The sequence below is a fragment of the Bacillus sp. ISL-34 genome (assembly GCF_018613325.1).
GTDB lineage: Bacteria > Bacillota > Bacilli > Bacillales > DSM-1321 > Peribacillus.
This window is the reverse complement of record NZ_JAGGQJ010000002.1, coordinates 205,074-218,711: the sequence shown is the minus strand read 5'-3', so window position 1 is coordinate 218,711 and position 13,638 is coordinate 205,074. Positions and strand designations below refer to the sequence as shown.

The window sequence follows — 13,638 nt, the reverse complement described above, 5'->3', positions numbered from 1 at the left end:
CTCCCCCTTTCATTATCTAAAAATGTGATTAGCTAGTTACTCTATGCCCTAATAATTCATTTGCAGTAGAAACAATACGGTGTGCTCTTAATTCAAAGAAATCAAGTAATTCATCCATTTTTCCAGAAACTCCAAAACGGTCATTTGTACCGATTCTTCTTAATTTAGCTGGTTGGCTTTCTGATAATACTTCAGCAACAGCACTACCTAATCCACCTATAATTGAATGCTCTTCAACTGTGATAACATGTTTTGTTTTCGCAGCAGATGCAATAATGGCCTCTTTATCAATAGGTTTAATTGTATGAATGTGTAAAAGTTCAGCGCTTACACCTTGCTTTTCTAATTCACCTGCTGCTTTTAGTGATTCATCAAGCATTATCCCAGTACTGATGATCGTAATATCAGATCCTTCACGGTATTTAATTGCTTTACCTATTTTGAATGGTTCTTCCTTTTTTGTAACGATCGGTACTGGTAATTTGCCAACACGCAGGTAAATAGGTCCGTCATGGTAATAAGCAGCTTCTACTGCTTTTTCCATTTCAACCGCATCAGCTGGAACAATTACAGTCATACGTGGAAGTGAGCGCATTAAAGAAATATCTTCAAGCGGTAAATGTGTTGCACCTTCTTGAGCAGCTGATGTACCAGCGTTATGACCGACAATTTTCACATTGTTATTTGAATAACATACAGAAATTCTCATTTGATCAAATGCGCGCCCAGTAAGGAAGTTTGCATAAGCATTCGCAAATGGTACTTTACCTGCTACTGCCATACCAGCTGCAGTACCTACTAAATCACATTCAGAAATACCGATGTTGAAAAAGCGTTCTGGAAATCTATTTTTATATAGATTTGTCATATTTGATTTTGCGCAGTCCGCGTCAAGTACTACTAAATTGTCATGTTTTTCTCCAAGTCTGATTAGTGCATCAGCAAAACCTTTACGTGGTGCTTCTTGATTTGCCATCTTAAGCCAACTCCTTTAAAGCGATTTCTAATTGCTCATCATTCGGAGCCATTCCATGCCAATCATGTGTATCTTCCATAAATGAAACTCCCTTGCCTTTAACCGTATGAGCTAGAATTGCAGTAGGTCTGCCTTTAGTGCGTTTAGCTTCTTTATACGCTTCATTAACTGCATTAATATCATGACCATCAATTTCAACAACGTGCCAACCGAAAGCTCTAAATTTATCACCAAGATTTTTTACACCTTTTACATTTTCAACAAAATCATCAAGTTGAATTTTGTTCCAGTCGATAATCGCACAAACGTTATCAAGATTGTAATGTGCAGTTGTCATTGCCGCTTCCCATACTTGACCTTCTTGTAATTCTCCATCACCAATCATGCAATATGATCTTCTATTGCTGCCATCCAGTTTTGCAATTAATCCAACACCATTAGCTACTGATAATCCTTGACCAAGTGATCCTGAAGATATGTCTACACCTGGAATATGCTCTCCACATGGATGTCCATGTAACCTACCGTCAACATCCCTGAAGGTCATTAACTCTTCAACCGGGAAGAAACCTTTTTCAGCTAATACTGAATAAAATACAGGTGTACAATGCCCCTTAGATAAGAAGAAACAATCTCGGTCTTGCCAATCTGGGTTGTCAGGATCAACATTCATGTGTTCAAAAAATAGGACGGACATTAATTCAGTTGCTGATAAAGAACCACCGGGATGACCACTTCCAGCATGGTTCGTCATTTTAACTATGTGCCGGCGAATTGTTTTCGTTAGATTATTATAAAATTCGCCTTTCTCTTTAGAAAAATCCACTATTTACTCCTCCTTATAGTCGCATAATAAGCAACGTGGTTTCATTAAATAATTAAAAAAATAAAAATAAGTATCTTGTTGCTTATTAACTAACCTTGTTTCTTATTTTGATATTATCACCGTTTTTTGAATATTTCAAGTATTTTACCATTAAATTTTTTATAAAAATTTTCGTAGGACAAAACACCAAAGTTCCTATTCGAAGATAAAGTTGATTCAATAAATTTCTACAAAAAAAGAGCTGGTCTTATACATTCTTTCAGACTGTAGACAATTTGAACGTTGATCTCCTCTCCGGGCACTCGCTTTTCCCGCAGAAGTATCGCACCCTCCGTTCCAAACAACTTTGTTTTAACTTTTAGAACCCCTTTTGTCTACAAAAAAAAGAATTGGTCTTAAACCAATTCTTTCAGACTGTAGACAAACTCGATGAAAATCGAGTTTGTCTATTTTTATGGCTTGTACAATTTGACGTTGATTTCCACTCCAGGCACTCGCTTTCCGCGGGCGGTCGGTGAGCCTCCTCGGCTTTCGCCTGCGGGGTCTCCCCTAGACGCGCTTTTCCCGCAGGAGGCTCGTACCTTCCGTTCCAATCAACTTTGTTTTACCTTTTAGATAGAACATTTTTGCCTAGAGTCATATTTGTTTTAAAATAGAAGTATTAAAACTTGAGGTGATGAGGATGCTTTCTAAACATGATTCTATTCAGCGAGATCAACTTGAAATGATTATTTAGATCAACTGGTGCTACCGAACCATTTGGTTCGTAAAATGGAGGCTGCCATTGATTTCACTTTCATTTATGACTTGGTGAAAGGTATGTATTCAGAGGTAGGATGCCTTCAAAATGAAATAAATCAAGGATTGGACAAACCATGGAAAGAAGCCTTTTCCACCTGATAAATTTGATAAGGAAGGAAAAATCCCGAACCCCTTTTGTCAAAAAAGAATTGGTCTTATACCAATTCTTTTTTCAAATGATTTAATTGTCTGTGTAACCAAGCCTTTTGGAAATCTTTTTACCAATATCCATTATAATTGGTTTAATTTCAGTTAATCTTTCTTCAGTCATTCGGATGCTTGGTCCTGAAATACTAACAGCAGCAGTAATTTTCTTCCGATGATCAAAAATTGGTGCTGCAATACAGGTGATTCCTTGTTCATTTTCTTCAACTTCTCTACCGATACCTTCGTTCCTTATTTTTCCCAATTCTTTAAAAAAAGATTCTTTATCTATAATCGTTTGTTCAGTATGTTTTGGTAAACCATGCTTGTCAATTATATCTACGATCTCATTTAATGGCAGATGGGCTAAGATTACCTTCCCAACTGCCGTACAATGCATTGGGGCCCGTCTTCCTACTTGTGAATGTGTTCTAAGGGTTTCACTTCCCTCAAGTTTTTCAATATAGATTACCTCTCCTTGATCATATACGGTCAAGTGGATCACTTCATTAATATGTGATTCTAACTCTTCCAGAAAAGGTTTAGCTTGAGTTCTCAAGTCAATAGATTCAAGTAGCATCGAACTTAATTCTAAATATTTATAGCCTAATCTATATTTTTTAGTTTCAGGATTTTGTTCGATGAATCCATGATCTACAAGAGTACTTAATAATCTGAATATAGAGCTTTTATTTAAATCTAGGTTGGATGCCAGCTCAGTAACCCCAATCCCTTCTTTACGCTTGCTTACTAATGAAATAATTGTTAACGCCCTATCTACTGACTTAACCATTTATATTAACCTCCGATTAAATCCTATATTACTGATCCTTTTTCTTTATTTTACCACAAGAGCAATCCACAGACATAATACCATTCAAAAAATAAAACAAAAAGAAGGTATGACGCCATTAAGAGCCACTTAAGCGCCCTTTTAGGTCAACCTTCTTTAGATAACTTTATGCTTGTACGAAACTACTTTTTGCCGAAATAAACTTCCCAATTGGATGACTTACAATCCCTTTCTCAATATCAAATACTAGTTGTCCCCTTACAAACGTTTTCGTCACCCGACAGTTAATCTTTCTTCCAACATAAGGGCTTTGTTGATGACGGTAATACAAATCTTCTGGCTGAATGGTGTATGATTTATTTGGATCAAGGAGAATGATATCAGCGTCATAGGAAACTTTAATGCTTCCTTTATTTCTTAAGTTAAATATTTCTGCAGGCTTTGTCGCAATCATCTTTGAAAATTCACTTACAGAAACCCCACGATTCTTAACAGCCTCGTCAAACATTAAATCAACATTATTTTGGCAGCCACTAATCCCTCCCCACACATCAAACATATTATTGGTGTTGCTCTGCTTCATTTCTGGAGGACATGGGGAATGGTCTGAGGCCAGGATATCAATTTTCCCCTCCTTAAGAGCTTCCCATAATTTATCTTGTTCTGTTTTAGTACGAAGCGGTGGAGCGCATTTCGCAACAGGTCCTATCCTTTCAAAGGTTTCCGTGTCTAACGTGAAATAGTGAGGACACGATTCTATCGTAACCTCTTGGCCTAGTTTACGTGCTTTAAGGATTTCTTCAACAGCCTCTTCACTGCTAATATGAACGAAATGTAATTTACATCCAGTCTCTTTACCTAATAACAAAGCACGTTTTACAGCATCAACCTCAGTAAAAATGGGGCGGGACTCTACATAATCTCTTGCTTTTGTCTTCCCTTGTTTTTTCTTTTCAATTGCCAGTTTATCAGTAAGCTCTGCATTCTCAGCATGTATAGATAAAATATGCCCCAATTCTGATAGTTTTTTCATACCTTGATATAGAGTAAAATCATCAACATTTTTAAAATCCCCAATTTCCTCACTACCACATGTTGCCATAAAACATTTGAAGGCCACAACACCTTCGTTAGAAAGGTCCTCTAAATCTTCGAGATTATCAGGAACTAATCCACCATACAAAGCATAATCAACATACGCCTTATTTTCAGCAGATTTTAATTTTAAATGCAGTGAACTCTTTGTAGTCGTTGCCGGTAAAGCGTTTAATGGCATATCAACAAATGATGTTGTCCCCCCTGCAGCTAGTGCTTGAGTTCCTGTTACAAACCCTTCCCACTCCGTTCTGCCTGGCTCGCAAATATGGACATGGGCATCTATCATCCCAGGCATGACATATTGATGAGAAGCATCTATAATTTCAGCAGATTCTCCGACTATTTCTTTTGAAATTTCTGCAATTTTACCATTAAGTATACCGATATCTAGTTGTTCTACTGTATTTTCAAATACTACATTTCCGTTCTTTATAACTAAATCAAACTTCATTCTCCCAACCCCTTTTTGCAATTTTCTGTATATTACCATTACTCAACTGCCTTGTTTATTGCATCAATCCAATATAAATAGACAGAGAGAATAAACCCCTAGAAACATAGAAATACAGGTTTACTTTTCAAAAATAGTACCCTTTTTGAATTTTGAATCTTTAAATGCAAATTTCATCAAAAGCAAATATGCAATACCTGCCACAACAACGCCTATAATCCATGCCAGCTCCACTTTCACAAAGGCTGCACCGGCGCCGATAAGCAATGCAAGCACCGCTGCTGGATTATACCCGGCAAATGGACCGTCTTCCTTATACAAATCTGCAACATTTACCTTTTGCTTTCTTAATATATAATATTCGACTAATAATATAGAAACAATCGGTCCTAAAAATGCGGAATACATAAGAATGAAAATTCCAAGACCCTTTGCCGAAGAATCCTGCACAAGAACCCAAGGGAATGAGCAAAATGCAAGCAGTCCGGTAATGGTAACTGCAGGTTTATATTTCATTTTTGTAAGCAATGTAATTACATAGGTTGGCGGAATAATATTGGCAACCATGTTTACTGCAACCGCACCCAAAACAATAAATGCGGATACAAAGAGTGTAATATAAGAGTTATCCACCACGACCGCAAACGCTTTCACAGGATTGTTGATACCGGTTGCGGAAGCAAGCATTCCACCGATTGCAAGTGTCAAGCCGTACGCTATTGAAATAGGAAGAAAGTACAAAAACCCGCGTTTTGTGTCACTAATACCAGATTTTAGCTCTCTTGAATAGTCCGCTGCACTTAAAAAGATAGCCGCATAATTTCCCATAAACATCATTATCAATGCAAAGAAAGGTAAGCCCCATGATCCTTCTGCATGAACCCATTTTTCTGCAATAACATCGCTATGGGAAGTTAGTAGAACGCCAAATACATAGAGAAGCGCTAGTACAATAACAATAGACGCAAGGGTTTCCACCCATTTAATGGCATGGAATCCATACAGCGAAAGCCCAATTTGCACCAGCTGTAACACTACAAAGCAAATGGCAACATTATCAAAGGCGCCCCCCGTAATAATCTTCGCAATTTCGTTTAAGGCAGTACCGCCAATCCAACTTTGAAAACCGTACCAAACGATGGCGGGAATACCGCGCATCAGTGATGATATTACGGAACCTTTCAGCCCAAAGGACATTCTAAGCTGTACAACATATGGTATTCCCGTTCTGTATCCGAGCCTATCATTTAAAGCAAAAACAGTTGAAATGATACCAATTGCCATGATAGCCGCGGCAAATGTCTGAAAGATGTTTAACGTAGCGATTCCCGCTACAATCATACTAGCCCCAAGCGTCATATTACCTAGATTAACACCGTCTCCAACCCACATGAAAATATAGTCTAACGGACTTACCGTCCTACCTTCCTCGGTTTTCGGATTTAGTGATTCATCCACACCCGTATCATGTTGGATCTGCGTTTCTTGTGGAACGTAACTTTCTAAATTTGTAGACATGATACATCAAACCCCTTTTTTATTGTTTGCCGCATTTCTGACATAATGCATTGGTTAACAAGTTAGGTCTTAGATGTTTGCCAAGGCTAGGATATGATACAATCTTTCTTCTAAGTGTTCTTTTCTGTTCTTCATTCACAGGAATTAAAATGCCAATTTGTTTTGTTAAAAGTCTATTTACCATCAATCCTCCACCATCTTATTGTGTTTGACTCGAGGTATAGTCGCGCATTAGGCAACAACGTTTCTTTAAAGTCGCAAAAAAAAGAACATGACAACTACATTAAATTTGAAAATGATTTCGAAGGGCTGCATCACCTCCTTAAAAAGCCCCTATCAGAAAGCCTTTCAATGAATCGTATATCAATTTACAATTAAAGAAATATATCAGACAAGGAAGACGAGATCTGTAATTTCTCATTAAAATGAAGATTCGACTCAATTTCACTAAGATGAATGAGAGATAAGCGTTCTGCAAGATCACCATCCCTTTGCTTAATGGCATTAAAAATTTGCAAATGATCGTGAGAACCACATGTTTCCATTTTCCCTCTTCCATAGATCGCTATAATCACATAAGTTAGGGAAATTAAGTCTTCGAGATATTGATAAAAATACGAATTCCCTGCGATTTCAGCTATTTTCAAATGAAAATCCCCAGATATTTTTAAAGATTCATAAAAATCCAGACTACCATAAATATGTCGTTCTTCTTCAACTAGAGTCTCTAGTTCTTGTAATTGTTCCTTGTTAAAGAGTCTGCATGCTCTTCGCACTGCTTCCCCTTCTAAGATTCTCCTCATTTCAAATACTTCTTTTGCTTCTTCAATTGTTGAACAAGAGACAAAGGTACCTTTATGCTCTTTAATTTTCACTAATTTTTCATATTCCAATCTGCGCAGAACATTACGAACAGGGGTACGGCTTACGCCAAACGATTCAGCAAGATCCTTTTCTATTAGTTGCATATTTGGCCGAAGCTTTTGCTGGATAATAGCTTGCTTGATTTTTTTATAGATATCTACTTCTAAACTATTCAACACTTTATACCTCCCCTCAATGAAGAATTCAAAATTGAATGCAGTATTGTATACAATACTGGGTAAAAAAATATTTGAATTGGATAATTATATGATACTAAATTGTATACAACCTGGTCATTTAAGTTAAGTTGTTTAAAATACTTCAATCTATCTGTTTTCAAATATCATTGCCAAAATTTAAAAAGTCTAGTTACCTCTTTTTGTCCCTCAATAAACAACGTCGTTCCAGTAAGTGAGTAAATATAACATTTTATTCTATATTTAATAAATTCTCTCACATTTTTATACTATCACCACTAACTTAGTTTTTCAACAAAAAATCATAAAATTCAGAATATTCAAGACTCCTTATTAACAAAAACTTAATATTACTATTATCATAGCCGGATGCAATTTTTAAACTTTAACCCTATTCCTTTAAGGTAATAACAACTTTTTTGTCTCAATGTTTGCACCTCACCACCCCATTATTAAAACCATATAGAAGAAGAGGCTGACCTTTTGTGAGGCAGCCTTTCTATTTTGAGATTAGAATAAAATAAACTGGGAAAAAAAAGATTTTAATGCCGGTAAACATTTTATTTCTTAGGATTAATGAAAACAATATGCGTTCTTTATATATTGCTTACTTATATCACTTTTTAACTTTTATAAATGACTTAATTGCTTTTATAGCTGCTTCATAGTTCGGATGTTCCGTAATTTCCGGAACGTATTCAACATACTGTACGACATCTTTTTCATCTACAACGAATACTGCACGGCATTCTAAACGATGTTCCTTTATATATGTGCCATAAGCTGTTCCAAATGACATCTTAAAATGATCTGAAAGGGTTTGGGCTTGTTCTATTCCTGCTGCCCCACACCATCTTTTTTGTGCAAATGGAAGATCTACACTAATTGTCAACACTTCTACATCATTTCCTAGATTGCTAGCTAATTGGTTAAATTTCCGTGTTTGCGCGTCACATACTCCTGTATCAAGAGAGGGAACACATGAAATAAGGCGGACTTTCCCTTTTGAATCTTCAAGTGTAACTTTTGAGAGATCGTTTGCTAATACTTCAAAATTTGGCGCTTTATCACCAACACGAATTTCACTCCCAATCAACGTAACTGGATTACCAGCAAAGGTTACTATACTAGATCTTTCTAAAGACATATTATTTTTCCTCCTATTACCTTAGCAATTCTTCTAAAAAAGTTATCTTCAACGATAAGTAGTATAGCCATCTATTATGTGGTTAAAGGGTTTATCTTATGTGTCTAAAATAATGGGTACAGTTCAAAGTTAGTATAATATTACTTCTTAAACATAGTAAGAAGCGCTATCGCTACTTATTAAAAAGTTTTCAATTTTTTCTTTTACTACGTTCTGAACTGCATTTTGGACTAAAGTTAATGTTTCAGTTGGTAGTTCCGACCACTCTTTTTCTGTAACATAATTATCTCGATTAAGAGTTTTTAACATCATATGTTCTAAATCTGTTGCAATATTCACTTTACTAATTCCACCATTAGGAATTTGAATTGCATTCTTAATCATCTCTGAAGGAGTGCCTGAACCGCCATGTAACACTAAAGGTACAGATGTTAATGCACGAATTTCTCTTAAACGTTCAATATCAATTTTTGGATCTTTAACAAGATAAACCCCATGTGAAGTTCCGACAGAAACCGCTAATGCATCAATACATGTCTCTTCAACAAACTGTTTTGCTTCTTCAGGCTCTGTAAATAGCTCTTCATCAACGTCGGTTTCAATAAAGTCGGTTGTCCCTATCTTTCCTAATTCAGCTTCAACAGTTACGCCTCTTGAATGTGCATACTCAACAACCTTTTTTGTTATCTCAATATTTTTCTTAAATGGTTGCTCTGATGCATCAATCATAACAGATGTAAAACCAACTTCGATGGCTTCAGCAATTACATTGAAATCCTTCGTATGATCTAAATGTAACACAGCAGGGATCGTAATATTCTCCTCTTGGATCACACGATAAAACTCTCGGCTAAATTCCGCTAAATTAATTCCATATCGTTCCTGCTCCCTCTCAGAAGTTTGAACAATAACCGCAGATTTCTTTTCTTGGGCCGCTCTAAGTATAGGAGCTACCATCTTTGTAGCTCTAGGAGTAAACGAACCGACAGCAAATTGATTTTGCGTAGCTACTGCAAGTACCTTTGTTAATGAACTAACATTGTTTGGTTTTAAATTTACTTTCATTCATTCAAACTCCCTTAAAGGTGATTTAACTTATTTCGTTCATTCACCCCCCTTCTGTTAACTAATAAGCAACGATGTTCTCTTTTAATTTTAATTACTTTTTCCGAATGATTTCATTTCTATCATGTAAAGTGCCTTTTCTAAACTAGTTACGATGTTACAGTCTAAAACGCGGGACATTACCAACTGATAACTTTTATACAAGCGCTTACATTTCTTCCATTCCAAAAATAAATCATTAGCATATTTACATCGACATAACTTTTATTGGTGTTGTAAGCTAATTTTATTAAATATTATTTCCCGTCAAACTATCTATAGTTCGATTTCAATGAAGCGCTTTCCAATCATCTTTCTCACCCCCTTATAAATAGATTTGAAGAATATTAAAACTGAAGATGTTTAATCAACGCACATAGTTCCTTAATAAGCAACATCGTTTCTTTCTATTAGCAAAAAATCCTTGTATAAAAAGAATTATTAGTTATGTCGATATGTATAACAATCATTGTGCTGATTTTTGAGGTTTTAAGGTAATAGGCAAGAAGGCGTCGTTTAATGTTTGTAAATCCCCGTGGACTTTTATTTCCTACATAGATTCTTTAGTCCTTCATTATTGGTTTTTGTTGCCTATTAAGAAACTGAGTTTCACTATAATTTCAATATCATCTTATTTATAATATTCTTACCTGAAATGAATTCTAACATGTGTATGAATTACTTTCAAGAAAATTCTGAATTTTGCATTCCTACCTACTAAATTTCATAACACAGCTTCTCTTTTACTAGTAATGTAATAGTAATTGATATTTTATTGTTTTGGTTTTATAAGAAAATCGTCGGTTATCCAAAAAGATTGATCTTACTACCTATCCATTTCTTTAATTAAGGAAGAATATCTAGCACAACGGTTTTGTATTGGGAACGATTGTAACACCTGGTAATACACATGACAGTCATATCTTAGAGCCGCTTGTTGAACAAGTGATTGAGAAAGTTGGAAAACCGGAAGCAGTTGCCGCAGATGCAGCTTATAAAACGCCAGCGATTACTAGCTACCTATTTAACAAAGAAATCACACCTGCTTTACCCTATACACGTCCTCGCACAAAAGAAGGATTCTTTCGCAAACATGACTATGTTTACGATGAACACTTTGATTGTTACCTTTGCCCTTCGGGCGAAATTTTAAAGTACTCAACAACAAATAAAGAGGGCTATCGCGAGTACAAATCGCCAAAACAAATTTGTGCAACATGCTCATCCTTATCACGGTGTACAAAAAAGCAAAGACCATCAAAAAGTGGTGACACGGCATTTCTTGAACTCCTTATACCTCACATAGTACGGCAAGATACAGAGTTATATATCTTGTAGACTAAATCCTTTTAAATGAAACTAAAATGGTTATCGCTACTTGTATCAAAGCAAAAGATTATTCGTCAGTCGAGTTATCCTATTAATTAAAAATAAGCTCTTAAAACACATGACAAAACCCCACCTGTTCCCATAGCAACTGGTGGGGTTTCTAACTGGCTTCTATGCCTACATCAACCGGGAGGTCCATCTTTTGCAATCACGTCCTTTCATTTAAACGGCTAATTTACTGTATTCATCCAACTGGTCTTTAGTTAAATTTTTGATGAAGTGGTCGAAGTTTATCGACTCGATTTCATACCTTTCACAAATCTTTAAATAACTTTCATAGGCTTTATCCTGAATGTTCATCATCTTGACTCCTCCTTCTGTTATATAACAATAAATTTAACTTATTAATAATATATAACAACCTTATTTTCGCGTCAATGTATTTTTCTGAAAATTCCATAATATCTTCATACTCTTAGTATTTCCCACATTGTTCTTCGCTAACCGTCTCACTTAACAAAAAATAGTACGCTAGGTTTTGAATACCTCCTCTTACTGCTTATTGAAGGAAAATCCAAATCTTTTTTCATTTCTTCTTCATATAACCTGCTTTTATTCTCTACAAGAAAAGAAGCCGATGATCAGATTCCGGTAATGAATTTCATTATGGATTTTTCTAAACATTAAAAGCTATAAAGGTTTCCACTTTTTGATAAATGATGTTAACTTGAGCAAATATTAAGAGTGTGTAAATTAATTGTTGGAATTAGAAACTAAATATTTCTAAATAGTATACTTCCATATAGATAATCGATTTTGGTCTTTGGATGTTCAAAGAACTAAAAGGACATGGATAAACCATTCAGGTACTTTATATCCCATTTTTCACACAATGGAATCTGATGGACTTTTAATAAATGAGGAACGAAACGTCGATGGGAAAATAAGAAATTATTATTCGACCACTGAAAAAGGAAATAAAGTTCTTATGGAAGCCAGAAAGAAAGCTTATGAACTTATATAATAGGAGGAATACTTTAGTGGATCAAAACAAAACAAACAGAAGTTTTAAGTCACTATTTGAAATACTATTAGTTTCAACAAGGCTTGGTTTAACATCATTTGGTGGCCCAATAGCACATTTAGGTTACTTTCATGATGAGTATGTTAGACGAAGAAAATGGATGGATGAAAAAAGCTATGCTGATTTAGTTGCTTTGTGTCAATTCTTGCCTGGTCCAGCTAGCAGTCAGGTTGGAATTGGAGTCGGAGTTATGCGGGGAGGTTTCATCGGTGGGATTTTAGCTTTCCTTGGTTTTACACTGCCTTCGGTAATAGCCTTAGTAATATTAGCATTATTTTTAAAAGGAATGGATGTTTCAAATGCAGGCTGGATCCACGGATTAAAAATAGTGGCAGTAGCCGTAGTTGCACACGCCATTTTAGGGATGTCAAAAAATTTAACTCCAGATATAAAGAGAAAGACAATTGCATTAATAGCCTTGATTGGGACCTTGATTTGGCAGACTGCCTATATGCAAGTTGGTATTATTATATTGGCCGCATTAATTGGTTTTCTAATTTATAAACGACACGACGAAAGTTATGAATCTAAAATTCATTTTCCGATTTCTCGTGGTTTCGGATTTGTTAGTTTAGCATTATTTTTCGGATTACTGTTTCTACTTCCAATTTTACGGGAAGTTACTTCATCAAATTGGATTGCTCTGTTTGATAGCTTTTATCGGTCTGGTTCTTTAGTGTTTGGTGGTGGACACGTAGTCTTGCCATTGCTTGAACGTGAATTTGTCCCTACTGGATGGCTAGACAAAGAGGCATTTCTTGCTGGATATGGTGCAACACAAGCTGTACCGGGTCCATTATTTACGTTTGCAGCCTACATTGGTGCCGTAATAAATGGATGGCAAGGCGGCTTAATAGCAACAGTTGCTATTTTCTTACCTGCCTTTCTTCTTATTTTAGGGACATTGCCATTTTGGGACACATTACGCCGTAATTCTAAAGTAAAAGGGGCATTAATGGGAGTAAATGCAGCAGTTGTAGGCATCTTGATTGCGGCTTTTTATAATCCCATTTGGACCAGCTCCATCTTAGCTCCTATAGACTTTGCTTTTGCTGCCATCTTATTTAGTATGCTTGTGTATTGGAAATTGCCTGCTTGGTTTATAGTGATAACCGGTGCTGCTGGCGGTTCACTTATGACGTTAATATGAATCGAGGTATTTTATTCATTTATCGTTTCACCTTTTATTGACACATTTTTATCTTATTCATTTTATTTTAAATTTTGAAAAAACTGCTTGTTAAAAGAAATAACAGGTATTCCCACCTGCTATTTCTTTTAACTATATTTCGTTATAATCGACGAA

Annotated in this window: 10 protein-coding genes and 3 pseudogenes; 4 read left to right on the top strand and 9 right to left on the bottom strand. The window is 35.7% G+C overall.

Features of this window, described 5'->3' with window-relative positions; all coding sequences use genetic code 11:
• Window positions 1-28: 28 nt before the first annotated feature.
• Window positions 29-976 carry a transketolase family protein gene (locus tag J7E52_RS01830; protein ID WP_214743425.1) on the bottom strand — a complete coding sequence of 316 codons (948 nt, stop codon included), beginning with the start codon at window positions 974-976 and terminating at the stop codon, window positions 29-31.
• 1 nt (window position 977) lies between these two features.
• Complete coding sequence (locus tag J7E52_RS01825) at window positions 978-1,802, bottom strand: transketolase (RefSeq protein WP_309476840.1); 825 nt, start codon at window positions 1,800-1,802, stop codon at window positions 978-980.
• A gap of 682 nt (window positions 1,803-2,484) precedes the next feature.
• On the opposite strand from J7E52_RS01825, the pseudogene J7E52_RS26745 reads away from it, so the two are divergent.
• A pseudogene (locus tag J7E52_RS26745) lies at window positions 2,485-2,630 on the top strand (IS5/IS1182 family transposase); the annotation flags it as partial.
• A 154-nt stretch (window positions 2,631-2,784) separates the two neighbouring features.
• Here the strand turns inward: J7E52_RS26745 and J7E52_RS01820 are convergent.
• The 6 genes from J7E52_RS01820 to J7E52_RS01795 form a co-directional block, all read right to left on the bottom strand.
• Window positions 2,785-3,540, bottom strand: a complete 756-nt coding sequence (locus J7E52_RS01820) for an IclR family transcriptional regulator (protein ID WP_214743424.1) — start codon at window positions 3,538-3,540, stop codon at window positions 2,785-2,787.
• 166 nt (window positions 3,541-3,706) lie between these two features.
• Window positions 3,707-5,089: an allantoinase AllB gene (gene allB / locus J7E52_RS01815; RefSeq protein WP_214743423.1), complete on the bottom strand. Its 1,383-nt coding sequence runs from the start codon at window positions 5,087-5,089 to the stop codon at window positions 3,707-3,709.
• Between the two features lie 120 nt (window positions 5,090-5,209).
• Window positions 5,210-6,607 (bottom strand): NCS1 family transporter, encoded by a 1,398-nt coding sequence (locus J7E52_RS01810; RefSeq protein ID WP_214743422.1) that lies wholly within the window; start codon window positions 6,605-6,607, stop codon window positions 5,210-5,212.
• Window positions 6,608-6,981: 374 nt separating this feature from the next.
• Window positions 6,982-7,647: a GntR family transcriptional regulator gene (locus tag J7E52_RS01805; protein ID WP_286197358.1), complete on the bottom strand. Its 666-nt coding sequence runs from the start codon at window positions 7,645-7,647 to the stop codon at window positions 6,982-6,984.
• Window positions 7,648-8,284: 637 nt separating this feature from the next.
• Complete coding sequence (tpx, locus tag J7E52_RS01800; RefSeq protein WP_214743421.1) at window positions 8,285-8,815, bottom strand: thiol peroxidase; 531 nt, start codon at window positions 8,813-8,815, stop codon at window positions 8,285-8,287.
• Window positions 8,816-8,962: 147 nt separating this feature from the next.
• Window positions 8,963-9,880 carry a class II fructose-bisphosphate aldolase gene (locus J7E52_RS01795; protein WP_214743420.1) on the bottom strand — a complete coding sequence of 306 codons (918 nt, stop codon included), beginning with the start codon at window positions 9,878-9,880 and terminating at the stop codon, window positions 8,963-8,965.
• A gap of 909 nt (window positions 9,881-10,789) precedes the next feature.
• Between J7E52_RS01795 and J7E52_RS01790 the strand changes: the two are divergent.
• A pseudogene (locus J7E52_RS01790) lies at window positions 10,790-11,210 on the top strand (transposase); the annotation flags it as partial.
• 260 nt (window positions 11,211-11,470) lie between these two features.
• Here the strand turns inward: J7E52_RS01790 and J7E52_RS01785 are convergent.
• Complete coding sequence (locus J7E52_RS01785) at window positions 11,471-11,611, bottom strand: hypothetical protein (RefSeq protein ID WP_155727232.1); 141 nt, start codon at window positions 11,609-11,611, stop codon at window positions 11,471-11,473.
• 452 nt (window positions 11,612-12,063) lie between these two features.
• Between J7E52_RS01785 and J7E52_RS01780 the strand changes: the two are divergent.
• Together J7E52_RS01780 and J7E52_RS01775 are read left to right on the top strand one after the other, a co-directional pair.
• Window positions 12,064-12,272 (top strand): annotated as a pseudogene (locus J7E52_RS01780) (helix-turn-helix transcriptional regulator); the annotation flags it as partial.
• Window positions 12,259-13,482 carry a chromate transporter gene (locus J7E52_RS01775; protein WP_214743419.1) on the top strand — a complete coding sequence of 408 codons (1,224 nt, stop codon included), beginning with the start codon at window positions 12,259-12,261 and terminating at the stop codon, window positions 13,480-13,482. The pseudogene J7E52_RS01780 and the gene J7E52_RS01775, both read left to right, overlap by 14 nt.
• Window positions 13,483-13,638: the final 156 nt, after the last annotated feature.